Source organism: Scandinavium hiltneri (genome assembly GCF_024764835.1).
In the GTDB taxonomy this organism is placed as follows: Bacteria; Pseudomonadota; Gammaproteobacteria; order Enterobacterales; family Enterobacteriaceae; genus Scandinavium; species Scandinavium hiltneri.
In genome coordinates, this window is sequence record NZ_JALIGE010000070.1 from 206,694 (window position 1) to 230,999 (window position 24,306).

General features: G+C 54.4%; 21 protein-coding genes, 1 pseudogene and 1 other annotated feature. Of the genes and pseudogenes, 7 read left to right on the forward strand and 15 right to left on the reverse strand.

The window, feature by feature from the left end; all coding sequences use genetic code 11:
* Window positions 1–6: 6 nt before the first annotated feature.
* Both mog and tal read right to left on the reverse strand, forming a co-directional pair.
* Complete coding sequence (gene mog, locus MUU47_RS06800) at window positions 7–594, reverse strand: molybdopterin adenylyltransferase (RefSeq protein WP_258987431.1); 588 nt, start codon at window positions 592–594, stop codon at window positions 7–9.
* A 109-nt stretch (window positions 595–703) separates the two neighbouring features.
* Window positions 704–1,657, reverse strand: coding sequence for a transaldolase (tal, locus tag MUU47_RS06805; protein ID WP_258987432.1), 954 nt, complete (start codon window positions 1,655–1,657; stop codon window positions 704–706).
* A gap of 203 nt (window positions 1,658–1,860) precedes the next feature.
* Here tal and MUU47_RS06810 point away from each other — a divergent pair, with 203 nt between their 5' ends.
* On the forward strand, window positions 1,861–3,291 hold the full coding sequence (locus MUU47_RS06810) for an alanine/glycine:cation symporter family protein (protein ID WP_258987433.1): 1,431 nt from the start codon (window positions 1,861–1,863) through the stop codon (window positions 3,289–3,291).
* Between the two features lie 66 nt (window positions 3,292–3,357).
* Entirely contained in the window at window positions 3,358–4,134 is a 777-nt protein-coding gene (yaaA, locus tag MUU47_RS06815; protein WP_258987434.1) for a peroxide stress protein YaaA, read from the forward strand.
* Between the two features lie 39 nt (window positions 4,135–4,173).
* On the opposite strand, the gene MUU47_RS06820 is transcribed toward yaaA, so the two are convergent.
* The 6 genes from MUU47_RS06820 to yjjY form a co-directional block, all read right to left on the reverse strand.
* Entirely contained in the window at window positions 4,174–4,449 is a 276-nt protein-coding gene (locus MUU47_RS06820; RefSeq protein ID WP_309578259.1) for a DUF2502 domain-containing protein, read from the reverse strand.
* A 223-nt stretch (window positions 4,450–4,672) separates the two neighbouring features.
* Window positions 4,673–5,959 carry a threonine synthase gene (thrC, locus tag MUU47_RS06825; protein WP_258987435.1) on the reverse strand — a complete coding sequence of 429 codons (1,287 nt, stop codon included), beginning with the start codon at window positions 5,957–5,959 and terminating at the stop codon, window positions 4,673–4,675.
* A 3-nt stretch (window positions 5,960–5,962) separates the two neighbouring features.
* A complete protein-coding gene (thrB, locus tag MUU47_RS06830) occupies window positions 5,963–6,892 on the reverse strand; it encodes a homoserine kinase (protein WP_159771317.1) in 930 nt (309 codons plus the stop codon).
* A 1-nt stretch (window position 6,893) separates the two neighbouring features.
* Entirely contained in the window at window positions 6,894–9,356 is a 2,463-nt protein-coding gene (thrA, locus tag MUU47_RS06835; RefSeq protein WP_258987436.1) for a bifunctional aspartate kinase/homoserine dehydrogenase I, read from the reverse strand.
* A gap of 25 nt (window positions 9,357–9,381) precedes the next feature.
* Window positions 9,382–9,499, reverse strand: a sequence feature (Thr leader region).
* A 216-nt stretch (window positions 9,500–9,715) separates the two neighbouring features.
* On the reverse strand, window positions 9,716–10,402 hold the full coding sequence (locus MUU47_RS06840; RefSeq protein WP_258987437.1) for a tRNA/rRNA methyltransferase: 687 nt from the start codon (window positions 10,400–10,402) through the stop codon (window positions 9,716–9,718).
* 399 nt (window positions 10,403–10,801) lie between these two features.
* The gene (gene yjjY, locus MUU47_RS06845) at window positions 10,802–10,942 is read right to left on the reverse strand and encodes a YjjY family protein (RefSeq protein WP_001541509.1); all 141 of its coding nucleotides are present in this window, start codon (window positions 10,940–10,942) and stop codon (window positions 10,802–10,804) included.
* A 96-nt stretch (window positions 10,943–11,038) separates the two neighbouring features.
* Here yjjY and arcA point away from each other — a divergent pair, with 96 nt between their 5' ends.
* Window positions 11,039–11,755 carry a two-component system response regulator ArcA gene (gene arcA, locus MUU47_RS06850; protein WP_015966004.1) on the forward strand — a complete coding sequence of 239 codons (717 nt, stop codon included), beginning with the start codon at window positions 11,039–11,041 and terminating at the stop codon, window positions 11,753–11,755.
* A 53-nt stretch (window positions 11,756–11,808) separates the two neighbouring features.
* Here the strand turns inward: arcA and creA are convergent, their stop codons facing one another.
* Complete coding sequence (gene creA / locus MUU47_RS06855; protein WP_258987438.1) at window positions 11,809–12,282, reverse strand: protein CreA; 474 nt, start codon at window positions 12,280–12,282, stop codon at window positions 11,809–11,811.
* Between the two features lie 206 nt (window positions 12,283–12,488).
* Here creA and robA point away from each other — a divergent pair, with 206 nt between their 5' ends.
* On the forward strand, window positions 12,489–13,358 hold the full coding sequence (gene robA / locus MUU47_RS06860; protein ID WP_258987439.1) for an MDR efflux pump AcrAB transcriptional activator RobA: 870 nt from the start codon (window positions 12,489–12,491) through the stop codon (window positions 13,356–13,358).
* Here the strand turns inward: robA and gpmB are convergent.
* Window positions 13,355–14,002, reverse strand: a complete 648-nt coding sequence (gpmB, locus tag MUU47_RS06865; RefSeq protein ID WP_258987440.1) for a 2,3-diphosphoglycerate-dependent phosphoglycerate mutase GpmB — start codon at window positions 14,000–14,002, stop codon at window positions 13,355–13,357. The genes robA and gpmB overlap by 4 nt on opposite strands.
* 52 nt (window positions 14,003–14,054) lie before the next feature.
* Between gpmB and yjjX the strand changes: the two genes are divergently transcribed.
* Complete coding sequence (gene yjjX, locus MUU47_RS06870; protein WP_110510871.1) at window positions 14,055–14,570, forward strand: inosine/xanthosine triphosphatase; 516 nt, start codon at window positions 14,055–14,057, stop codon at window positions 14,568–14,570.
* On the opposite strand, the gene trpR is transcribed toward yjjX, so the two are convergent.
* Window positions 14,561–14,890 (reverse strand): trp operon repressor, encoded by a 330-nt coding sequence (gene trpR, locus MUU47_RS06875; RefSeq protein WP_125354026.1) that lies wholly within the window; start codon window positions 14,888–14,890, stop codon window positions 14,561–14,563. The two genes, yjjX and trpR, sit on opposite strands and share 10 nt — an antisense overlap.
* An 88-nt stretch (window positions 14,891–14,978) precedes the next feature.
* A complete protein-coding gene (sltY, locus tag MUU47_RS06880) occupies window positions 14,979–16,916 on the reverse strand; it encodes a murein transglycosylase (protein WP_258987441.1) in 1,938 nt (645 codons plus the stop codon).
* A gap of 242 nt (window positions 16,917–17,158) precedes the next feature.
* On the opposite strand from sltY, the gene ettA reads away from it, so the two are divergent.
* A complete protein-coding gene (gene ettA, locus MUU47_RS06885; protein WP_159771342.1) occupies window positions 17,159–18,826 on the forward strand; it encodes an energy-dependent translational throttle protein EttA in 1,668 nt (555 codons plus the stop codon).
* Window positions 18,827–18,907: 81 nt separating this feature from the next.
* Here ettA and nadR read toward each other — a convergent pair whose 3' ends face one another.
* The 3 genes from nadR to serB all read right to left on the reverse strand — a co-directional run bounded on the left by nadR (window position 18,908) and on the right by serB (window position 22,683).
* The gene (nadR, locus tag MUU47_RS06890; protein WP_159771345.1) at window positions 18,908–20,140 is read right to left on the reverse strand and encodes a multifunctional transcriptional regulator/nicotinamide-nucleotide adenylyltransferase/ribosylnicotinamide kinase NadR; all 1,233 of its coding nucleotides are present in this window, start codon (window positions 20,138–20,140) and stop codon (window positions 18,908–18,910) included.
* Window positions 20,141–20,319: 179 nt separating this feature from the next.
* Window positions 20,320–21,702, reverse strand: a complete 1,383-nt coding sequence (radA, locus tag MUU47_RS06895; RefSeq protein WP_110510686.1) for a DNA repair protein RadA — start codon at window positions 21,700–21,702, stop codon at window positions 20,320–20,322.
* Between the two features lie 9 nt (window positions 21,703–21,711).
* Window positions 21,712–22,683: a phosphoserine phosphatase gene (gene serB, locus MUU47_RS06900; protein WP_258987442.1), complete on the reverse strand. Its 972-nt coding sequence runs from the start codon at window positions 22,681–22,683 to the stop codon at window positions 21,712–21,714.
* A gap of 162 nt (window positions 22,684–22,845) precedes the next feature.
* Between serB and MUU47_RS06905 the strand changes: the two are divergent.
* Window positions 22,846–24,185 (forward strand): annotated as a pseudogene (locus MUU47_RS06905) (ISNCY family transposase).
* Window positions 24,186–24,306 lie beyond the last annotated feature (121 nt).

A 24,306-nucleotide genomic window follows, 5' to 3' on the forward strand; every position in this document is an offset into this window, starting at 1 on the left:
TTATCTTCAGGAGATTGTATCGCGACGCGCGCTTTTAGGACGAAATGCAGCGACGACCTGCGGATCCGTTTCCACATACGGCCCTTCCAGCAGCTGTACACAATACGGTACGCTTGCGAAAATACCGTGAACCAGCACCTTACCTGCGTCATCTTTCACGCCTTCCAGCGTTTCCTGGATGGATTTCGGCTGGCCTGGCAGATTCAGGATTAACGCCTGTTTGCGGATAACGCCGACCTGACGCGACAGGATTGCCGTCGGCACAAAATGCAGGCTTATCTGGCGCATCTGTTCGCCAAAGCCCGGCATTTCACGGTCAGCAATCGCAAGCGTCGCGTCCGGTGTGACGTCGCGGCGCGCAGGGCCGGTTCCACCGGTGGTCAGCACCAGATGACAGCTCATTTCATCCACCAACTCGCACAGCGTCTGCTCGATGATGACCTGTTCGTCTGGGATCAGACGGGTTTGCAGCTCGAAAGGGGTCGTCAGTGCGCGGGCCAGCCAGGCTTCCAGTGCCGGAATGCCTTTATCCTGGTAAACGCCGCTTGAAGCGCGATCGGAGATGGAGACAAGGCCAATGCGAAGAGTGTTCATATCAATTCCGTTAAATAATGCGGTTAAGCGGAATGATACACGCGGAAGGGAAACGGAGACAAATAACGCGAGGAAGATGTGACCGGAAACCCGGTCACACCTGAAATGATTACAGCAGGTCGCCGATCATTTTTTCCAGTTTTTCCTGGTCGATAGCAAACTTACGGATCCCGTCCGCCAGTTTGTCTACTGCCATTGGATCCTGGTTGTGCTGCCACAGGAACTGGGATTCAGTAATACGTTCTGGACGCGCTTTCACTTCACCGGTGTAAACCAGTTTACGTTCGATTGCACCTTCCGCTTCAGCCAGCTCTTTCAGCAGTGGCGGAGCGATGGTCAGGCGGTCACAGCCAGCCAGTTCCAGGATTTCGCCCACGTTACGGAAGCTTGCACCCATCACGACAGTTTCGTAGCCGTGCTGTTTGTAGTAGCTGTAGATTTCAGACACAGAAACCACGCCTGGATCTTCTGCTGGTGCGTACTCTTTCTTGTCGGTGTTGGATTTGTACCAGTCGAGGATACGGCCAACAAACGGAGAAATCAGGAACACGCCCGCTTCTGCACACGCACGCGCCTGAGCAAAGGAGAACAGCAGGGTCAGGTTACAGTTGATGCCTTCTTTTTCCAGCTGCTCAGCGGCACGGATGCCCTGCCAGGTGGACGCGAGTTTGATAAGAATACGGTCGTTGCTGATGCCAGCATTGTTGTACAGCTTGATCAGGTGTTTCGCTTTGGCGATGGAGCCTTCGGTGTCGTAGGACAGACGCGCATCAACTTCGGTAGAGATACGGCCAGGGATCAGTTTCAGGATCTCCAGACCGATGTTCACTGCCAGTTTATCGGTAGCGTCAACAACCTGCTGCTCGCGGTTGCTGCTCTGGCTTTTCGCCCAGGCGATCGCTTCGTCAATCAGCTTACGGTATTCCGGGATTTGGGCAGCGCCGAGGATCAGAGAAGGGTTGGTTGTCGCATCCTGAGGCTGATACAGCTTCATTGCCGCGATGTCTCCAGTGTCAGCCACTACGGTTGTGTACTGACGCAGGGAGGTCAATTTATCCGTCATGATAGTGTTTCTCTATTAAACAACTGTTAGGGGGATGTAACCGTTCTGACCCGATAATATCACGCCCCGTTTTCAGCGCAACCGCAGACGGTCCATGAGCGCAGAGTATGATAAACTCACTCTATTCATGGCCTATCCAATAATGGATTATCTCAAAATGGTAGCGCTTACAGTTGTCTTCGGCATCGACTAAGGGACGTTAAATGCCTGAATTCCTATCTTTTATTAACGAAATACTCTGGGGCTCGGTAATGATTTACCTGCTGCTCGGTGCCGGAGTGTGGTTCACATGGCGAACGGGTTATATCCAGTTTCGCTATCTTCGCCAGTTTGGCAAAAGTCTTAAAAGCAGCCTCACCCCTCAGTCGGGAGGCCTGACCTCGTTCCAGGCGCTGTGCACAAGCCTGGCGGCTCGCGTCGGCAGCGGCAACCTCGCTGGGGTCGCCATTGCGCTGACCGCAGGTGGCCCCGGAGCCGTCTTCTGGATGTGGGTTTCTGCCATCATCGGCATGGCAAGCAGCTTCGCCGAATGCTCTCTCGCGCAGGTCTACAAAGAGCGCGATGCCGAAGGACAATTTCGCGGCGGCCCGGCGTGGTATATGTCCCGCGGGCTGGGTATGCGCTGGATGGGCGTCATGTTCTCGGTGTTTCTGCTGCTGGCATATGGCCTGATTTTCAATACCGTCCAGGCGAACTCCGTCGCCAATGCCATGCATTATGCCTTTCATTTGCCGGAATTTATGACCGGTTTGATCCTGATGGTTTGCACCCTGGTGACGGTGATGCGCGGCCTGCGCGGCGTAGCGAAATTGATGCAGTGGCTGGTGCCGGTGATGGCGTTGATATGGGTCGCGGCCAGCGTGTTCATCAGCCTCTGGCACTTCACTGAAATTCCAAAAGTGTTTGAAACCATCATCCGCAGCGCGTTCGGCTGGCAGGAAGCCGCCGCCGGTGCGGTGGGTTACACCATCAGCCAGGCGATAACCAGCGGCTTCCAGCGCGGTATGTTCTCTAACGAAGCCGGAATGGGCTCCACGCCCAATGCCGCTGCGGCAGCCGCTTCATGGCCTCCGCACCCTGCGGCGCAAGGCATCGTTCAAATGATTGGCGTGCTGGTTGATACGCTGGTGATTTGTACCGCCACGGCAATGATTGTGCTACTTGCCGGGAAAACCACCCCCCAAAGCTCCCTCGACGGTATCCAGCTGGTGCAAAACGCAGTGGCCTCTTTCACCGGTAGCTGGGGCAATGGGTTTGTGGCGGGGATCGTGCTGCTGTTCTCCTTCAGCTCGATCGTGGCCAACTACATCTACGCTGAAAATAATCTGATTTACCTGAAGATGAACAGCCCGCTCAACGTCTGGCTGCTCCGCGGAATCACCCTGATAATGGTGATGCTGGGCACAATGCTGAGCCTGCCGGTTGTCTGGCAACTCGCCGATATCATCATGGCGCTGATGGCTATCACCAACCTGACAGCCATCATGCTGCTCTCCCCGGTGGTGAAGATTATTGCCAGTGATTATCTGCGCCAGCGCAAAATGGGTGTGAATCCGGTATTCGACCCGGCGCGTTATCCGGATATTGAACAACAGCTGGCGCCTGGAAGCTGGGATGATGTGCCTCGCCAATAGCAGCTATCGATCCTTTCCCGGGCGTTTTTTGCTAAAGTCACGGAAAAATGCCCGCAAGGACTGATTATGCTGATTCTGATTTCACCTGCTAAAACGCTCGATTACCAGAGCGACCTGCCAACGGCGCGCTACACCCATCCGGAACTGCTGGACTATTCCCAGCAGCTGATTAGCGTGGCGCGCAAGCTGTCTGCGCCGCAGATTGGTAAACTGATGAGCATCAGCGACAAGCTCGCCGACCTCAATGCCACCCGTTTTCACGACTGGCACCCGGATTTCACCCCGCAAAATGCGCGCCCGGCTATCCTCGCGTTTAAAGGCGACGTTTACACCGGCTTGCAGGCGGAGGAGTTCAGCGAAGCCGACTTTGATTTCGCCCAGCAGCATCTGCGGATGCTTTCCGGTCTGTACGGCGTGCTGCGTCCGCTGGATTTGATGCAGCCATATCGTCTGGAAATGGGCATTCGCCTCGAAAACGCCAAAGGCAAAGATCTGTACCATTTCTGGGGTGAGATTATCACCAACAAACTCAATGAAGCGCTGAAGGCCCAGGGTGACGACACCGTTATCAATCTGGCCTCAGACGAATACTTCAGAGCGGTGAAGCCGAAGGTGTTGCAGGGCAAGATTATCAAGCCGGTGTTCCTTGATGAGAAAAACGGCAAATTTAAAGTCATCAGCTTCTACGCAAAAAAAGCGCGCGGACTGATGAGCCGTTACATCATTGAAAACCGTCTGACAAAACCAGAACAGATGAAAGAGTTTGATAGCGAAGGGTATTTCTTTGACGAAGCCGCATCGGGTGACAGCGAACTGGTGTTTAAACGGCACGAACAGAAGTAAGACTTTCCCCTCACCCCTTTTGGGGCGAGGGAAATCACATCAATGGTGATGGCCATGATTGTCATGATGATCATCGTGGTGATCGTCATGATGCGGCTCATAACGCGCACGCCAGTGGTTGTTGTAGCGTTCGTAATGATGATCCCACCAGTCATGGTCGCGCCAGTTGCCACCATCCCAGTAATTACCACGGTTATCCTGATCGCCAATCTGCAGTTTTACCGCAGGAACCAGTGTGATTTCAGAAGCGTGTACTATCGCCGGAGCCACCAGCATCATAGAAAGTGCCAGAATTACAGGTTTTAACGTAGACATAGGTTACTCCATTCATATCATTGCCCGTTTAGGGTCGATGAAATGAGCTTACATGTCCTGAAGCGGACTTGTTATTCTCCGCAATCCTAATCTCTAACTACCCGCATTTATTGGGAATTTGTCCTTAATCCCTACTTATTACCTCCCTATTTTCTCCACATTTGCCCATAAAAAAACCGGATCGCGAAACGCCGACCCGGCTTTATATCAGTTCAGACTGAAGTTATGCCTTTACCATCATCAACTTACGTAATTCTGCGAAGTCGGCAGGCAGATGATGCGACAGCAGAGGCAGGTCAGCGCGGTCCGCCAGCTCTTTGGGCAGCGGCAGCTCAGTTTCAAGGATCGCTTCTACACTTTCCTTGAATTTCGCCGGGTGCGCAGTGCCAAGGAACAGGCCATACTCACCTGGATTGAGACGGTCGCGCAGTGCACGGTAGGCCACCGCCGCGTGCGGCTCAGAGGTGTAACCCAAAGTCTGCAGCTCGCGCATGGTTTCTTTGGTGGTCTCATCGTCGATAGCCGCATAGCCCAGCTCATTCAGACGCCACACTTTACGACGGAACAGCTCTTCCACACGCGGCCAGTTATTCGGCTGACTGACGTCCATCGCGTTAGACAACGTCGCCTGCGTTGGCTTAGGTGCCCAGCTGCCATCCTGCAGGAAGCGCGGCACGGTGTCATTGGCATTGGTCGCGGCAATAAAGCGTTTCACCGGCAGGCCCAGCGATTTCGCCAGCAGGCCCGCGGTCAAATCGCCAAAGTTACCGCTTGGAACGGAAATCACGAGCTGATTACGGGCTTCCTGCGGCAGCTGCGCTACCGCTTCGAAATAGTAGCAAATCTGCGCCAGCAGGCGGCTGATGTTAATCGAGTTCGCCGAGTTCAGACCCAGCGCCACCTTCAGTTCTTCGTCATCGAAGGCCTGTTTCACCAGCGCCTGGCAGGCATCGAAGTCACCGTCGATAGCCACAGTTTCAATGTTACCGCCGAGCGTACAGAACAGTTTTTCCTGCAGCGGACTGATTTTTCCATTCGGGTAGAGGATGACTACGCGCACGTTTTTCAGACCGTAAAACGCATGCGCAACCGCCGCGCCAGTATCACCGGAAGTGGCGGTCAGAATGGTGACGGGTTTATCGCCGCTGATGTGCGTCAGCATTTGCGCCATAAAGCGGCCACCAAAATCTTTAAACGCCAGGGTCGGTCCGTGGAACAACTCCAGACAGCCAACGTCATCCTGCACCTGTTTCACCGGTGCCGGGAAAGCAAACGCTGCGCGAATACGGGATTCCAGCTCCTGAGGCGCAATTTCATCGCCGATAAACGCCGACAGAATTTTGGCGCTACGGGTGACGAAATCCAGCTTCAGCATCTCGTCAATTTCGGTCAGGCTGAATTCCGGCAGTTCGTGCGGAAAGAACAGCCCCTGATTTTTGCCCAATCCTTGCGTCACGGCCTGCGCGAAGCTGACCTGCTCATTATGATCTTTTAAGTTATACAGTTTCATTGGTTATCCCACTACGCGAGCGCCCGCCGTGTCCAGCCGGCAAATATGAACGAAGCCTTCCTGATTTTGCAGATAGTGTTTACTGAGCCAGTCTGCGACTCGTTGTGCGGTTTCCGGGTTATCGCACAGGGCGAACATCGTCGGGCCGGAGCCTGAAATCCCGCTGGCCAGCGCACCAATTTCCGCCACCGCCTGACGCGCTTCGCCAAAGCCTGGCAGCAGTTTGGTGCGATACGGTTCCGCAATAACGTCTTTCATCAGTTTCGCCGCAAGCTCGGGCTGACGGCTGTAACAGGCGTGAATAAAGCCCGCCAAATGGCGGCCATGCGCGATGCAATCCTGACGGCGATACTGCGCCGGTAGAATCGCACGCGCTTCGGCGGTTGATACCTTAATGCCCGGATACGCCAGCACCCACAGCCATTCGTCGAAGGCCGGGATTTGCTGGCTGATGATGCCGTTTTCTTCAAGCATCAGCTGGATGCCGCCGAGGAAACACGGTGCGACATTATCGTAATGCACGCTGCCGGAGATTCGTCCTTCCAGTTCACCCATCAGCGCCAGCATTTTGCCGTCGTTGAGCGGCTTGCCGCAGAATTCATTCATCGCCACCAGGGCGGCAACCACGGAGCAGGCGCTGGAGCCAAGGCCTGAACCAATCGGCATATTCTTTTCCAGGGTCATCGCGACGGGAACGGTTTTGCCAATTTCCTGGCAGAAGCGTTCCCAGCACTGATAAACGATATTTTCCCGCGGTTCCGGCGGCAGTTTGCTCGCGAAGTGGCCGACATTTTTCAGGCTGAAAGTCTCAGCCGCGACGACTTCCACGTTATCGCCCAACAGCGTGCCGTCAACCGGCGCGACCGCCGCGCCAAGCACATCAAATCCAACGCTCATATTGGCGCTGGACGCCGGGGCATAGACCTTAACCATCTTAAACTCCTAACTTCCAGGACAGGGTGCGCAGCAAGTCGGCAAACACCCCGGCCGCAGTAACGTCGTTGCCCGCGCCATAACCACGCAGGACCAGCGGCAGCGGCTGATAATAGTGGCTGTAGAAAGCCAGCGCGTTCTCGCCGTTTTTCACTTTGTACAACGGATCGTTTCCGTCCACTTCAGCAATTTTCACGCGACACACACCATCGTCTTCGATGTTACCGACGTAGCGCAGCACTTTGCCTTCGTCCCGGGCCTGTGCGATACGCGCCGCAAATTCGTCATCGAGCTGCGGCAGTCGCGCCATAAAGCTCTCGGTGTCGCCGCTGTCATCGAAGTGATCCGGCAGTACGGATTCGACCACAATATCACTCAGTTCCAGATGGCGTCCGGTTTCACGAGCGAGGATCAGCAGCTTACGCGCCACGTCCATTCCAGAGAGATCGTCACGCGGATCAGGTTCGGTGTAGCCCATTTCGCGGGCGATGGTGGTCGCCTGCGACAGGCTCATACCTTCGTCCAGCTTCCCGAAAATGAACGACAGTGAACCGGAGAGAATACCGGAGAATTTTTGCAGCTCATCGCCGGCATTCAACAGATTTTGCAGGTTCTCGATGACCGGCAAACCCGCGCCAACGTTGGTGTCGTACAGGAATTTGCGACGTGAACCCGCGGCCGCCTGACGCAACTCGTGATAGTAGTTCATCGACGAGGTATTCGCCTTTTTATTTGGCGTTACAACGTGGAAGCCCTCGCGCAGGAAGTCGGCGTACTGATCTGCCACCGCCTGATTGGAAGTACAATCCACAATCACCGGGTTCAGCAGGTGATACTCTTTTGCCAGACGGATCAGGCGACCGAGATTGAAGGGTTCTTTGGCCTCAGCCAGTTCACCTTTCCAGTCTTCCAGATTCAGGCCATGCACGTTGGTCAGAAGCGCGCGGGAGTTCGCCACGCCGCACACGCGCAGGTCAATGTGCTTGTTCTTGAGCCAGGTCTGCTGGCGTTTGAGCTGCTCCAGCAATGCACCGCCCACGCCACCTACGCCAATCACAAACACTTCAATGACCTGGTCGGTATTGAACAGCATCTGATGCGTGACACGCACACCGGTGGTGGCGTCGTCGTTATTCACCACGACGGAAATTGAACGCTCGGACGACCCTTGGGCAATCGCCACGATGTTGATATTGGCGCGGGCCAGAGCCGCAAAGAATTTGGCCGAGATACCGCGCAGAGTACGCATCCCGTCGCCGACGACGGAGATGATCGCCAGACGATCCATGATCGACAACGGCTCCAGCAGGCCCTCTTTCAGCTCCAGATAGAATTCATCTTCCATCGCCCGCTTCGCGCGGCCGCAGTCAATTTGTGGGACGCAGAAGCTGATGCTGTATTCAGAAGACGACTGGGTTATCAGTACGACGGAAATACCGGCGCGAGACATGGTGGCGAACACGCGCGCCGCCATGCCGACCATGCCTTTCATGCCAGGACCAGAGACGTTAAACATCGCCATGTTGTTGAGGTTGGAAATCCCCTTCACTGCCAGACCATCTTCGTTATGACTGGCACCGATTAACGTGCCCGGCGCCTGCGGGTTACCGGTATTTTTAATCAGGCAGGGGATTTGAAACTGTGCGATCGGCGCGATGGTACGCGGGTGCAGCACTTTGGCACCGAAATAAGAAAGCTCCATCGCTTCCTGATACGACATCGATTTCAGCAGGCGAGCGTCCGGTACCTGACGCGGATCGCAGGTGTAAACCCCGTCGACGTCGGTCCAGATTTCACAGCAGTCGGCGCGCAGGCATGCAGCCAGTACTGCGGCGGAATAGTCGGAGCCGTTACGGCCCAGCACCACCAATTCGCCTTTGTCATTGCCCGCGGTAAAGCCCGCCATCAGCACCATGTGGTCTGCCGGGATTTGGCTTGCGGCAATGCGGCGGGTGGATTCGGCGATATCGACGGTGGATTCAAGATAGTGACCAACGGCCAGTAATTTTTCGACCGGATCGATGACGCTGACCTTGTGACCACGCGCTTCGAGCAGGCCCGCCATGATCGCAATCGACAGTTTTTCGCCGCGGCAAATCAAGGACGCGTTGACGCCGTCCGGGCACTGACCAAGCAGGCTGACGCCATGCAGGACATGCTTAATGTGTGCGAATTCTTGTGCAACAAATGCGTTGAGCTGAGAGAGGGGAAAACCAGGCTGGATATCGGCCAGGCCCTGAAGCAGTTCGGCAAAAATACGTTCGGCATCGGCAATATTTGGAAGTGCATCCTGACCGCCGATGGTTTTCTCAATCATCGCGACCAGATGGTTGGTGATTTTGGCCGGGGCAGAGAGCACGGTTGCTACCTGCCCCTGCCTGGCATTGCTTTCCAGAATATCGGCAACACGCAGAAAACGTTCTGCATTTGCCACTGATGTACCGCCGAACTTCAAGACTCGCATGGTTTTTACCTCTTGATCTTTGGTCGAAAAAAAAGCCCGCACTGTTCAGGTGCGGGCTTTTTTCTGTTTTTCCTGTACGCGTCAGCCCGCACCGATACCTGTGGTAATGGTGGTGGTAATAATTGTTGTCATGCGGCTGATGCGAATCATGGATGTTGTGTGCTCTGTCATTTTAATTGTCTGTCGTCTGCCTCTATTGGTTAAAGTATTGGCCCTGGTATGTCAACGAATTTTTACATTCGCCCCTATTTGTCACACCATTAGCCTGCGCCAGAAAAATGTCGTTCCTAGTCACGCATTACCTGGTAAAAAAGCCTATGACAGAGTATTAATCCATAACAAAAACGCACAACAGCAGTTTAATCGGCAATATTTTTTTCGATATCATGCAGTAATCGATGCAACATTGCGGTGTCTCGCTGCCCGAGAAGACCAATTCGCTGCTGAAGCCAGTCGGCCAGTTTGACGTCATCCGCGACCTGTAATTTGGTCAGTAACGACATTGCACGTGCGCGTAACGCCTGAAGTTGGTTTTCGTTATTTTCGGCAACAGGAGGCGTCGGCATTTGTGTTAACGCCGAAAGCTGATAGCAGAACACCATCACCGCCTGGCCGAGATTCAACGACGGGTAATCTGCAACCATCGGTACGCCGGTGAGGATATCAGCCAGCGCCAGTTCATCGTTGGTCAGCCCGGAATCTTCGCGACCAAACACCAGCGCCGCGTGGCCCATCCACTGTGATTTTTCCTGGAGGATAGGCACCAGTTCCTGGGGCGTAGCGTAATAGTGGAAGCGAGCGCGACTGCGGGCGGTAGTCGCAATGGTAAAATCAACATCGTGGAGTGCGTCAGCAAGCGTCGGAAAGGTTTGGATATTTTCAAGTATCTCACCTGACCCGTGTGCGACCCACTTTGCCGCAGGCTCCAGGTGCGCCTGACTGTCGACAATTCGCATTTCTGTGAATCCCATGGTCTTCATTGCCCGGGCCGCAGCGCCGATATTTTCGGCTCTTGCTGGTGAAACCAGCACTATTGATAAGCGCATGTAATCTTCTCTTTTTTGCTCTGTCACAACCACAATGTGATGCACATCATCATATTGCGCGTCGCGAATTTACTTAATTGCAACAAAAAACGCTGAAAGGGTGTTTCTTAACACATCAATAAGGCTAAACTATTACCCACAAATCCCCCCATAAGGCATGTTAACAGAACCTCTATATCCTTATGTTATACTAGGGTATTTCAAACGGGATTGACGCTCATCTTTTGGATTCATTTTGCTAATCAGTTCATTCATGCAATTACATTGGTTGTTGTAAAATTGTGACAAACGCTAGCATTTAGATGCAAGGATTTCACAAGACTGTTAACGTGCTACAATTGAACTTGATATATGTCAACGAAGCGTAGTTTTATTGGGTATCAGCCATCTCTGAGCCTGTTATGTTGCTGTTAAAATGGTTAGGATGACAGCCGTTTTTGACACTGTCGGGTCCAGAGGGAAAGTACCCACGACCAAGCTAATGATGTTGTTGACGTTGATGGAAAGTGCATCAAGAACGCAATTACGTACTTTAGTCATGTTATGCCGGTCATGTTAATTTTCGACATGCATCAGGCGGGTCAGGGACTTTTGTACTTCCTGTTTCGATTTTAGTTGGCAATTTAGGTAGCAAACATGCAGACCCCGCACATTCTTATCGTTGAAGACGAGTTGGTAACACGCAACACGTTAAAAAGTATTTTCGAAGCAGAAGGTTACGATGTGTTCGAAGCCACCGATGGCGCGGAAATGCATCAGATCCTATCTGAAAATGATATCAACCTGGTCATCATGGATATCAACCTGCCGGGCAAAAATGGCCTGCTGTTGGCACGTGAGCTGCGCGAGCAAGCTAACGTCGCTTTGATGTTTCTGACCGGACGTGACAACGAGGTGGATAAAATCCTCGGCCTGGAAATCGGCGCTGACGATTACATCACTAAACCATTCAACCCTCGTGAACTGACTATCCGTGCGCGCAACCTGCTCTCCCGTACCATGAATTTGGGTACCGTGAGCGAAGAACGCCGCAGCGTGGAAAGCTACAAGTTCAACGGCTGGGAACTGGACATCAACAGCCGCTCACTGGTCAGCCCGAACGGCGAACAGTATAAGCTGCCTCGCAGTGAATTCCGCGCGATGCTGCACTTCTGCGAAAACCCGGGCAAGATCCAATCCCGTGCAGAACTGCTGAAGAAGATGACCGGCCGTGAGCTGAAGCCACACGACCGTACGGTTGACGTGACAATCCGTCGCATCCGTAAACACTTTGAATCTACGCCTGATACTCCGGAAATCATCGCGACTATCCACGGTGAAGGTTACCGTTTCTGCGGCGAACTGCAGGAATAATCGGTTTCTCAGTGCATAAAAAAACGGCGCTTTCGCGCCGTTTTTTTCGCCTGTTATTCCTTCCAGGGCATGATCGGCACCGCGCTTATCGCGTTTTTCGGTGAGCCATCGACCACTTTGTCGGAATAGGTCAGATACACCAGCGCATTACGTTTGGCATCGTAGAAACGCACGACCTGCAGTTTCTTGAAGACCAGAGACGTCCGCTTCTGGAACACGACCTCTCCTTCCGTTTTGCCCTTCTTAATCTTGTCGCTGACCTCAATGTGCCCAACCTGCTGGCAGGAGATAGCCGCGTCGGAGGTATCTTCCGCAAGCCCCAGCCCGCCTTTGATGCCACCGGTTTTGGCGCGGCTGATATAGCAGGTCACGTTCTTCACATCCGGGTCATCAAAGGCCTCAACGACAATCTTATGATCCGGGCCAAACATCTTAAAGACGGTATCAACGGAACCCACTTGTTCCGCATGCGCTGCACTGCAGGCCAACGCCAGCAGACAGCCTGTAATTAACTGCTTGTATTTCATATTGTTACCATTTTTGAAAAAATCATTCGTTTTTATGCCCTTGCGCAGAATAAAATATTTATAGATCACAGCCTTACAAAAATCATGCCTATTTTGTACCTTTATCGCACTTTAGAGCAAAAAAAAACACTGAATGCTAAAACATCAAAAAATGCTATTATCCGCTACCCTAGTTACAGGCACCTGCGAAAGGATGAGGACATTATATGGATCAAGCTGGGATAATACGTGATCTTCTTAGCTGGCTTGAAGGGCATCTCGACCAACCTTTGTCACTGGATAATGTTGCAGCAAAAGCGGGTTACTCCAAATGGCATCTACAAAGGATGTTCAAGGATGTCACCGGCCATGCTATCGGCGCCTATATTCGTGCTCGTCGCCTGTCAAAATCTGCTGTGGCTCTGCGCCTGACCGCGCGCCCGATTCTGGATATTGCCCTGCAGTACCGTTTCGATTCTCAGCAGACTTTTACCCGCGCGTTCAAGAAACAGTTTAACCTGACGCCAGCGCTTTATCGCCGCTCGCCTGACTGGAGTTCGTTCGGCATGCGTCCGCCGCTGCGCCTGGGCGAATTTACGATGCCGAAGTTTGAATTCATCACCATGCCGGACACGCACCTGGTCGGTATCACCCAGAGTTATACCTGTAAGCTGGAGGAGATTTCTGAATTCCGTCAGCAGATGCGCAGCCAGTTCTGGCGCGATTTCCTCGGCAATTCTCCGTCGATCCCGCCGATGCTTTACGGGCTGCATGAACCGCGTCCGAGCCTTGAACGAGACGATGAGCAGGAAGTGCTGTACACCACGGCACTGACGCCTGAAATGGCCAATGGCCATCTGCAGGATGCGCATCCGGTGAAACTGGAAGGGGGTGAATACGTGATGTTCACCTACGAAGGGCTGGGAAGCGGATTGCAGGAATTTGTGCTGACCGTTTATGGCACCTGCATGCCGATGCTCGGCCTGACCCGTCGTAAGGGCCAGGACATCGAACGATTCTTCCCGCAGAAAGATGCAATGAATCAGGAACCGCCTATCCAGCTCCGCTGCGAGTACCTGATTCCGATTCGCCGCTAGCGCTGCAGTTCATCCAACGCAGGGGCGTCCAGATGTGTGACGTCACCTGCAGTCTCAACAATCCAGCCAGGTGCCAGCCATGGGCTTTGCTGGTAATCCACGCGTGAGATTGAGCAGTTACGCAAACGCAGACGGCGTTCGGCATAGGCCGGCAATCCGAGAATCGTACTCACCAGACACCCAAGCGCCATGCCATGACTCACCAACAACGGGCGGCTGCCCTTTGGCAGTTCAAGGCAATCCTGCAGTGCCGCATTCATACGATCGCCCAGCTCCTGCATAGACTCCCCTTCCGGGATACGTCCGTTGGCAGTGCCATTCACCAGCGTCCGACGCCAGCTTTCTTCTTCCTCAGTCAGCGAGTCGATCAGACGGCGTTCGAGCACGCCCATATCGAGTTCACGTAACCGCGGATCGTAGGTGACGCTGCAACCGCAGGCTTCCGCGATTAACTCAGCGGTCCGGCGCGTGCGGCCCAGATCGCTGGAGATGATATGCGTGATGCCGAGCGTTTTGACGCGCTCACCTACCTGTCGGGCCTGCTGCTCACCTTTTTCAGTGAGCGGACTGTCGGACTGGCCCTGAATACGTCGCTCGGCGTTCCACTGCGTTTCACCGTGGCGAACAAGGTATACCTGTAACATGCTAATTTTCCGTTATACTGCGATGATAATTTTTTTCGTAAGTGTACTGATTATGCACAAGGTTGTCTCAGCTACCACCAATCCCGCCAAAATTAAGGCTATTCTGCAGGCTTTTAACGAGATCTTCGGCGAAGGATCCTGCCATATTGACGCCGTTTCCGTCGAGAGCGGCGTGCCAGAACAACCCCTCGGAAATGAGGAAACGCGTGCTGGCGCACGAAATCGCGTGGAAAATGCCAGGCTTGTCCGACCAGATGCCGACTTTTGGGTGGCGATTGAAGCGGGTATCGACGAAGGCAGCACCTTCAGTTGGGTCGTTATTGAAACGCGTGAACAGCGCGGTGAAGCTCGTTCGGCCACCCTGCCACTTCCAGCGGTGATCCTTGAACGCGTTCGCGCAGGCGATGCCCTCGGACCGGTGATGTCACACTATACCGGTATCGATGAGATTGGCCGTAAAGAGGGGGCGATTGGCGTGTTCACTGCGGGCAAACTGACCCGCAGCAGTGTCTATCATCAGGCGGTGATTCTGGCACTCAGTCCTTTTCACAACGCCGTTTATCGGTGAGTTTCCGGCAGCGTCTGTTCCAGCCACTGACGCAGTTCAGCTGGCGCTGATTTCAGGCTGTTCGAGCCGCGAGTAATGGTCGCGATGCCCGCGCCCAGCTCGCTTTTCAGCTCACGTTGGCTCATCTCACCGCGCAGTAACTCTTCGATAATTCGCACCCGCGTGCCCAGCGCTTCGCGCTCGTCCGGCGTCATCATCAAATTCAAAAGCGGCAGATCCAGGTCAGCGGCAAAAGCCTGACGCATCAGTTCCACAAAGCGCAGCCACTCCTGGTGGCGCTGTTCCGCGTTTGCGGCTGAGTAAGGGGATTGTTGGGTCATGTTACGCCACCATGTTGGGGCGGATGGCACAAGGCCATCCGCCGAATGTACTCTTTAGCGAGTACAAGCATAACATACTCTCAGCGGATCAGTAACGCTGCTTCCATTCGTCATCGGTGAGGATCTGCGGTTTCTCGCCCATGAAATAGCGATAGTAGGCATCATACGCCAGCACATTCTTCACATAGCCGCGCGTTTCAGAGAACGGAATGCTCTCGACAAACGCCGCCGCGTTGATGCGCCCTGCGCTGTTGCCCTGCCATGTTCTTACCCGGCCAGGGCCCGCGTTATACGCCGCCGATGCATAGATGCGGTTGTTGCCAAACTGCTGATAAACGTATTGCAGATAGCGGGTACCGATGTTGATATTGGTCTCCGGGTCCAACAGCTGACTGGCGCTGTTGTAGCCAGGAATCGAGAACATCTTCACCGTATGCGTTGCGGTACCCGGCATGATTTGCATCAGCCCGGTAGCGCCTACCGGTGAACGGACTTTCGGGTTCCAGGCGCTTTCCTGACGGGCAATCGCCATCGCATAGCTTTTGGAGATGCCCTTATCGCCGGTATAGCGCACGAACAAATCTTTGTACGCCAGCGGGAAACGCTCTTCGAGGTTATCCCACAGCTTCCCGGCAATCGTCGCCTGCACGCTGAGATCCCACCAGTCCTGGTCAAAAGCGTATTTCGCCAGCTGCCCTTGTTCGGTACGTGTGCGGCTGCTCACCAGATTCGCCCATTCGCTGCGCGCAGTATTATCCAGATTCCAGTACATCAGCTCCCGCACGCGGGCCATTTCAGGGCCATTGACCAACAGCGGGGCCACCGTGCCTTCTGGTTTTTCGACGCGAATCGAATAGTCTTCACCCAGACGCTGCGCCGCCACCATCGGATAGAAGCCGCGCTGTTGCATCAGGGAATGCAGAATATCTTTCGCTTCCTGATCACGACCGCGATCCATCAGCAAATCGGCCTGCCAGTAGCGCCATTCGTCTTTATCTTTGGCTTCCATAGGCAAACGCGCCAGCCAGGTGTTCAGCCCAGAGCGATCGCCGTTGCCGATGGCCATCCGCACACGCCGTTCCACCAGCGACGTCGACTGCGAACGCATGATTGCATCATCGCGCCAGCGCGCCTGCTCATCGGTCACGTCAGTACCCATCAAACGCCAGGCGACGATATCGCGCAGATCCTGTGTTTGATCTTCATTCAGCTGCTGCGCCTGCACCAGGGATGGGATCAACAGGCGCGCATTTTCCACATCCTGACGTGCGACGCTGGTGAACGCCACCGCCGCCATCTTACGGGTGAAATCAGTCGCACCGGTGCTTTGCGCGAAGCTCAGCACGCTGTTCGGATTGTTTGCCAGGCTTATCACCGCCGCGGATATGGTCTGGTAATCCGTCGGCATTTGATTGGCAAGCGAGATAACCAGGCTGGTATTCCCGGCCTGCATCGCCAGGCGAATACGTTCCAGATACGCCAGCGGATCCTGAGTCCCGGACGCACGCCAGGCGCTGAATAAAGGATCGCAGGCGTTAGGCTGGCTCTTACCCGTCAGCCACAGTGTTTTTGCACCGTCCCAGGCTTCCTGAGTCTGGCCCACGTTATATTTTGCGTAGTAGTAGTTACATTGCGCTTCGGTGGTGCCGGGTTTATCAGGGCTGAATGCCAGCAGGCCACGCCAGTCTTCACGGCGCGCCAGCTCATTCACAAAACGGTTTTTCAGGGTCCGCGCGGGCGGCAGCGTCGGATTGGCCTGCACGAACTGGGTCACACTGACCGCCGGTTCGTTCATCAGATCGTCAGTCAACTGACGATATTCGAGATAGGGATAGAGCGGATAATCTTTCAGGGTCGGCATCAGTTGATCAACAACATCCATCTGACGGCTATCCCACGCCTGTCTAATCTGGGAGTAGCGACTGCGTTGTTCATCCAGTGAATCAGCGTGAACCGCATTGCTGACCGTAAGCAGACAGACGCCAGCAGCCAGAAGACGCCACGTCATGGGTGTAGCTTTTTCCACATGCGCTCCTTAGAAAATTGTGTCAATGCAGCATCATGCCGCGTAAAAAAGCCGTGTCCGGTCATTATCCTTGTGTTTCGGATCCTCTCTTTATGCTAACCAGACAACGGGGATTGCGCCACGTTATGAACACTTTTTTACCTTTACTGTTATCACGATCGCCTGGCTGGGATTAGCGTGGGAAAAAGGCTACACTTCGCCTTTGACTCCTTATCATCAAAATAAAAGAGGCGAAGTCCAACGTGGCTCAATTCGTTTATACCATGCATCGCGTCGGTAAAGTGGTCCCGCCGAAGCGTCATATTCTGAAAAACATCTCCCTGAGTTTCTTCCCTGGCGCAAAAATCGGTGTACTGGGCCTGAACGGTGCCGGTAAATCCACCCTGTTGCGCATCATGGCCGGTATCGATACCGACATTGAAGGCGAAGCACGTCCACAGCCAGGGACCAAAATTGGTTACCTGCCGCAGGAGCCGAAACTCAACCCGGAACAAACGGTTCGCGAATCCGTTGAAGAAGCCGTTTCTGAAGTGGTTAATGCCCTGAAAGGCCTCGATGAAGTCTATGCGAAGTATGCCGAACCGGATGCCGATTTCGACAAGCTGGCAGCTCAGCAGGGCAAGTTCGAAGAAATCATTCAGGCGCACGACGGTCACAACCTGAACGTGCAGCTTGAGCGCGCCGCAGATGCGCTGCGTCTGCCAGACTGGGATGCGAAAATCGAAAACCTGTCCGGTGGTGAGCGCCGCCGTGTAGCACTGTGCCGCCTGCTGCTGGAAAAACCAGACATGCTGCTGCTCGACGAACCCACCAACCACCTGGACGCCGAGTCCGTGGCCTGGCTGGAACGCTTCCTGCACGACTTCGAAGGCACCGTGGTGGCCATCACCCACGACCGTTACTTCCTCGATAACGTGGCAGGCTGGATCCTCGAACTGGACCGCGGCGAAGGTATTCCGTGGGAAGGCAACTACTCTTCCTGGCTTGAGCAGAAAGATCAGCGCCTGGCGCAGGAAGCTTCTTCAGAAGCCGCTCGTCGCAAATCCATCGAAAAAGAGCTGGAGTGGGTACGTCAGGGCGCGAAAGGCCGTCAGTCTAAAGGCAAAGCCCGTCTGGCACGCTTTGAAGAGCTCAACAATACCGAGTACCAGAAACGTAACGAAACCAACGAACTGTTTATTCCACCTGGAGCACGTCTGGGGGATAAAGTGGTGGAAGTCAGCAACCTGCGTAAATCCTACGGCGAGCGTCTGCTGATTGATGATCTGACCTTCTCCGTACCGAAAGGCGCGATTGTCGGTATCATCGGCCCGAACGGCGCGGGTAAATCTACCCTGTTCCGTATGATGTCAGGCCAGGAACAGCCGGACAGCGGCAGCATCACCCTGGGTGAAACGGTCAAACTGGCGTCCGTTGACCAGTTCCGTGACGCCATGGATAACAGCAAAACCGTGTGGGAAGAAGTGTCTGGCGGCCTGGATATCATGAAGGTCGGTAACACCGAAATGCCAAGCCGTGCATACGTGGGTCGCTTTAACTTCAAGGGTACCGACCAGGGCAAACGCGTTGGCGAGCTGTCCGGTGGTGAGCGTGGCCGTCTGCATCTGGCAAAACTGCTGCAGGTCGGCGGGAACGTGCTGCTGCTCGATGAACCCACCAACGACCTGGATATCGAGACCCTGCGCGCGCTGGAAAACGCCCTGCTGGAGTTCCCGGGCTGCGCAATGGTTATTTCCCACGACCGTTGGTTCCTTGACCGTATCGCCACCCACATTCTGGATTACCAGGATGAAGGTAAAGTGGAATTCTTCGAAGGTAACTTTACCGAGTACGAAGAGTACAAGAAACGCACCCTCGGCGCAGATGCGCTGGAGCCGAAGCGCATCAAGTACAAGCGTATTTCGAAGTAATTTTGCGGTCTGATGCCCTTTCCCGTTGGGAAAGGGGGAAATGACAAAACCGGGTAGCTTTCACAGCGCCCGGTTTTTTGTTTAGCCCTGCTCGCCCATCATCTGCTTCACCAGCTCAACACACCGCAGGAAGCGGGCGTCGTAATCTGACTCTTCAACGTGCACATACTCAATGTTGTTCTCATTGAGCATATCGACCAGCATGGTCTGAAACTCTTTTCTGTCCACCGAACTGCCCAGGCTTCGCAGACCATCGGCAACCCACGGGGTATTATTTTCCAGCACGATAACCAGGTCGAAACGGTATTCGTCGATCAGTGCCTGCACGAACGGATGCTCGCGGCCTTCGTATTTCTTACAGAAAGCCTGCGTGGTCACAAAATCGGTATCAATAAACGCCACTTTATTAGCGTATTTCACTGCAAAATCAATGTACTGCGCATGACCCAACGCGATTTTATCGTAGTCGGAATACTGCAATGCCATCTCGTCACCGCCCAGATGGGAAAAGACGTAATCACGGCCATATTCCCAGGCACTGGTGGTGTTGAAGATGTTGGCGAGCTTATTCACCATCATCGACTTACCGCTTGATTCGCCGCCCAAAATCGCCACCGTGCGCACAAAGAATGGCTTCACTTCAGTGGGAATGTATTCCCAGTAGCGCGACGGGTTCTCACGAATTTGCGCCCCGCTGATGTTCATGAACGTGCGCTGCGGATCGATAAGCACGGTTTCGATTCCAAGGTGCTCGCGGAACTGAGGGGCATCGGCTTCTTCCGAAGTGTAAATCCAGTTCGGCTCAATCCCCTTCTCTTCCATGAAGGCCTTGATACCGTTACTCCAGACGTCCCAGCCGTGCGGATACGGCTCCATACCTTCTTCGTTAAAAGCGTGAATGCGGATGTTTTTTTGATATTTGAAGGTTTGCAGCAGCCAGCGCAGACGGTCAGATACCGTCGGCTGCTGCGACATCGCGCTGTCTTCGAACAGCGCCCGGTCGCGCTTTTCGTCGTAGCCCAGGATAACGTGCAGTTCGTCGACCTGGCTTCCGGCACGCTGAAGCAGGTAGATATGGCCTGTGTGCAGCGGATAGAATTTGCCGAACACGACGCCGACATTTTTCTGCTGGCGCGGAAACTCAAGCCCCAAAAAGCGGTGCAGCGCTTCAAGTTTCTGCGCGCTCGGACTTTTGATTTTGGCGTTCAGCAACTGGCTAAGGTAGCCCTTGGTCATCCCGCTGGCGTCCGCCACCTGCTGCAACGTGCAGCCTTTCTGACGAATCGCGGTTTTAATGTAATCAAACGATGACAAAGGAGCCTCCTGCTGATGATTTCTCCCGGATTAGCCGGGCACATGTAGAAATCCCCTATGGATTTCGGGTGGCAGGAAGGTGGCAAGTGAACGAAGCCCGATGAACTTAGAAAACTAAGTGATTCGGGTGAGAGAACGTAGCCAACACACCTGCCGCCGGAAAGACGACGGGGATTTAATTATAAGTCGTCAAAGACGTTCAATGCATCGGAAAGCTTCTTCACGCCAAAGACCTTCATCCCTTCTGGTACTTTTTTCGGCACGTTGGCGGCTGGGACAATCGCACGACGGAAGCCATGTTTAGCTGCTTCGGAAATACGCTCCTGTCCACTCGGCACTGGGCGAATCTCACCCGAAAGCCCGACTTCACCAAACACCACCAGATCCTGCGGCAGCGGTCTGTCGCGAAGGCTGGAGACCATCGCCATCAGCAGCGCCAGGTCGGCACTGGTTTCGGTGACCTTTACGCCCCCCACCACGTTGACGAACACGTCCTGATCGAACATCTGCAAACCGCCGTGACGATGCAGCACCGCCAGCAGAATAGAGAGACGGTTCTGCTCCAGACCAACTGCAACACGGCGCGGATTGCCCATCATAGACTGATCGACCAGCGCCTGAATTTCTACCAACAGCGGGCGCGTGCCTTCCCAGACCACCATCACCGAGCTTCCGGACGTCACTTCATCGCCGCGACTTAAGAAAATGGCCGACGGATTGCTGACTTCGCGCAGCCCTTGTTCGGTCATGGCGAACACACCGAGTTCGTTCACCGCGCCGAAGCGGTTTTTATGGCTGCGCAGGGTGCGAAAACGGGAATCAGCATCGCCGTCCAGCAGCACGGAACAGTCAATACAGTGCTCCAGCACTTTTGGACCAGCCAGCGAGCCATCTTTAGTGACGTGACCGACCATGATTATCGCCACGCCGCGGGTTTTGGCAAAGCGCGTGAGATAGGCCGCGCTCTCACGCACCTGCGCCACGCTGCCCGGCGATGACTGAACGTCCGCCATGTGCATCACCTGGATGGAGTCGATAACCATCAGCTTCGGCTTTTCTTCCTCAGCAATCTGGCAAATCTGCTCAATGCTGGTTTCAGACAGCATATTGAGATTCGACGCCGGTAAACCGAGGCGGTGTGCGCGCATTGCAACCTGCTGTAAGGACTCTTCACCGGTCACGTACAGGGTTTTCATGTTTTCACTGAGCAGGCACAGCGTTTGCAGCAACAGCGTGGATTTACCCGCACCTGGGTTGCCGCCAATCAGAATTGCACTGCCAGGCACCACGCCTCCGCCAAGAACGCGATCGAATTCTTTAAAACCGGTGGAAAAGCGCGGCAGTTCTTCAAGGCTGATTTCGGACAGCTTCTGCACTTTCGACACGCCAGAAGCGCCCGCATATCCACTCAGGCGCTCATTGCGTGCCACTGTGGGCGAAGCGGCAATGCGCATCTCGGTAATGGTGTTCCAGGCATGACAGGCGCTGCACTGTCCCTGCCAGCGCGGATAATCCGCGCCACACTCGTTACAGACAAACGCGCGTTTGGGTGCTTTCGCCACAATAACCTCTTACTTTTGATTCATGCTGCCGGAGAGAATGCAGAACACGCCCATCAGGTCAGCGTGACGGATGGTAATTTCCGTCTGCTCGTTAACTTTCGGTTTGGCATGATAGGCGATGCCCAGTCCCGCCGCTTTGATCATCGGCAGGTCGTTGGCACCGTCGCCAATGGCCACGGTCTGCGCGGTCGGGATTTCGTACGTTTCGGCCAGGCTTATGAGGGTGCTGGCTTTATACTTCGCATCCACGATGTCGCCAGTAACATTACCGGTCAGCACACCGTCACGAATTTCCAGCTCATTGGCCACCGCCGCCGTCAGCCGCAGTTTGTCCTTCAGATAATCGGCAAAGAACGTAAAACCGCCGGAGGCGATCGCCACTTTCCAGCCCAGCGTTTCCAGCTTCAGCACCAGTTGGGTCAGGCCCGGCATCAGCGGAAGCGTATCGCGAACCTGACGCAGAATGTTCGCATCGGCACCTTTCAGCGTGGCGACGCGCTGGCGAAGACTGGCGGTAAAATCCAACTCACCGCGCATGGCGCGCTCGGTCACTTCGGACACCAGCTCACCGGTGCCCGCCAGTTTGGCAATTTCATCAATACATTCGATCTGGATTGCGGTGGAATCCATGTCCATCACCAGCAGCCCCGGCGTGCGCAGATGCGGGATTTTCCCCAGCGGCGCCACGTCCAGCCCGGCATCATGCGCCAGGCGCGTCGCACGCGGCGTCAGTGAACCCGCCAGGCGAATGACCTGATAATCTTCAACACACCAGGCGGCAACAATCACCATCGCCGCTCCCAACTTATGCTGATAATCGGTCAGGCGCTGCTTATCGAGACGACGACCATACAGCAGCCAGCCGCTGCGTCCGGCATGGTAATCCAGCGGCATGACTTCATCACCGCTTAAAGACAGCGGCAGCCCAGGCCAGAAGGAGACATCCTCGGGCAGGTCGCACCAGGTCAGACTGTTCGGCATTACAGCTCCAATAATCGAGATTTGCGCAGGAAAATAACGCATGAGGCTACCTTGTATCCAGCGCTTCTGGCAACATTAAGCTGCAAATTGTTAAGACTATGCGGTAATGTCCCCTTTGACCAAATCAGAAATGTCACCCATCGTATTTTGGTGGGATATTTCATGGCAGAAGAGATAATTAGCATGAGTCACAAAGAGCTCGATCGGCTCCAGATTATTCGGGAGTCGGTTAGCCGCCACATCACTCAGGACCAGGCTGCGGAGCGAATCGGTATTTCGGTCCGGCAGATCAAACGTCTTGTTCAACGATACCGGGCTGAAGGTCCTCAGGGGCTGGTTTCACGCCGTCGCGGGAAACGTCCCAATAATGCTTTCTCGCCTGAGTTTCGTTCACTCGTTATCTCGCTTGTCAGGGATAAATACCCGGATTTTGGGCCCACCTTTGCCAGCGAGAAGCTGCGTGAAATTCACGGGCTGGCGCTGTCCGCTGAGACATTGCGTAAGTGGATGGTTGAGGAGGGACTGTGGCGAGAGCGTCGTCGTAAAATTGCCCGTATTTATCAGCGGCGGCAGCGCCGCCCTTGCTATGGGGAGCTGATCCAGATTGATGGCTCTCCGCATGACTGGTTCGAGCTCGGGGGCCGCGCTGCACGCTGATCGTCTTTATCGATGATGCGACCAGTGCGTTGATGGCCCTTCGGTTCGCCCCGGCCGAAACCACCCGGGCTTACATGGAAACTCTGCGAGATTATCTCGGCAACCATGGACTCCCTCTCGCCCTGTATTCAGATCGACACAGTATTTTCCGTGTTAATAACCCGGAAAGGGAAGGTGAGCTGACGCAGTTCACCCGCGCCGTGAAAACGCTTGGCATAGCGCCGATTCATGCTAACACCCCGCAAGCTAAAGGTCGGGTTGAACGGGCTAATCAGACGTTGCAGGACAGGCTGGTTAAAGAGCTGCGACTTCGTCATATCAGTGACATCGAAACGGCTAACGCCTGGCTGCCGGAATTCGTGAAAGCTTACAATGACCGCTTTGCATCCCAGCCCCGGGAAGGCGGTAATGCCCATCGGGACATTCATCACACTCCGGAAGAACTGAATTACATTCTCTCCTATCAGGCCCGCCGTGTGTTGTCCAGGAATCTGACGTTCCAGTACAAAACCTGCGCGTATCAGATTCGCTCAGAAGGGCAGGGTTACCGACTCAGGCATGCGCTCGTCACGGTTTGTGAGAATTTTCAGGGAGAGATCACGGTGTTGCACGACAGCCGGGAACTTGGCTGTGAGAAATATGTGGATGGGCCTGAGCCCTTACCTCTTGATGACGAGAAGAGTGTTCATGAGCGGGTTGAGAATGCGCGTTTCGACCTGCGTTCGAAGTTCTATGTTAAACCGGCAGCCGATCATCCTTGGAATACACGCAGAACGCAAAGTATGTCCCCTGTAAAACCACCGAAGTTACCCAGAAAGAAGGCTGACAGGGACAAATCAGGATGAATACGGGACGGATTCATTTACCTGAATAGTCATGCAGTGGGGTAAAATTCTGCCTGTGCGTTTCTGGCGGCTTTTCGGGTGGTTTGTTACCCTTTTTACCGGTTATTCGTCAGAAACGCCG

Excerpts from the sequence above, each read along its gene's own strand:
- mog (WP_258987431.1), bottom strand. The coding sequence starts at position 594 with ATGAACACTCTTCGCATTGGCCTTGTCTCCATCTCCGATCGCGCTTCA.
- tal (WP_258987432.1), bottom strand. The coding sequence starts at position 1,657 with ATGACGGATAAATTGACCTCCCTGCGTCAGTACACAACCGTAGTGGCT.
- MUU47_RS06810 (WP_258987433.1), top strand. The coding sequence starts at position 1,861 with ATGCCTGAATTCCTATCTTTTATTAACGAAATACTCTGGGGCTCGGTA.
- yaaA (WP_258987434.1), top strand. The coding sequence starts at position 3,358 with ATGCTGATTCTGATTTCACCTGCTAAAACGCTCGATTACCAGAGCGAC.
- MUU47_RS06820 (WP_309578259.1), bottom strand. The coding sequence starts at position 4,449 with ATGTCTACGTTAAAACCTGTAATTCTGGCACTTTCTATGATGCTGGTG.
- thrC (WP_258987435.1), bottom strand. The coding sequence starts at position 5,959 with ATGAAACTGTATAACTTAAAAGATCATAATGAGCAGGTCAGCTTCGCG.
- thrB (WP_159771317.1), bottom strand. The coding sequence starts at position 6,892 with ATGGTTAAGGTCTATGCCCCGGCGTCCAGCGCCAATATGAGCGTTGGA.
- thrA (WP_258987436.1), bottom strand. The coding sequence starts at position 9,356 with ATGCGAGTCTTGAAGTTCGGCGGTACATCAGTGGCAAATGCAGAACGT.
- MUU47_RS06840 (WP_258987437.1), bottom strand. The coding sequence starts at position 10,402 with ATGCGCTTATCAATAGTGCTGGTTTCACCAGCAAGAGCCGAAAATATC.
- yjjY (WP_001541509.1), bottom strand. The coding sequence starts at position 10,942 with ATGACTAAAGTACGTAATTGCGTTCTTGATGCACTTTCCATCAACGTC.
- arcA (WP_015966004.1), top strand. The coding sequence starts at position 11,039 with ATGCAGACCCCGCACATTCTTATCGTTGAAGACGAGTTGGTAACACGC.
- creA (WP_258987438.1), bottom strand. The coding sequence starts at position 12,282 with ATGAAATACAAGCAGTTAATTACAGGCTGTCTGCTGGCGTTGGCCTGC.
- robA (WP_258987439.1), top strand. The coding sequence starts at position 12,489 with ATGGATCAAGCTGGGATAATACGTGATCTTCTTAGCTGGCTTGAAGGG.
- gpmB (WP_258987440.1), bottom strand. The coding sequence starts at position 14,002 with ATGTTACAGGTATACCTTGTTCGCCACGGTGAAACGCAGTGGAACGCC.
- yjjX (WP_110510871.1), top strand. The coding sequence starts at position 14,055 with ATGCACAAGGTTGTCTCAGCTACCACCAATCCCGCCAAAATTAAGGCT.
- trpR (WP_125354026.1), bottom strand. The coding sequence starts at position 14,890 with ATGACCCAACAATCCCCTTACTCAGCCGCAAACGCGGAACAGCGCCAC.
- serB (WP_258987442.1), bottom strand. The coding sequence starts at position 22,683 with ATGCCGAACAGTCTGACCTGGTGCGACCTGCCCGAGGATGTCTCCTTC.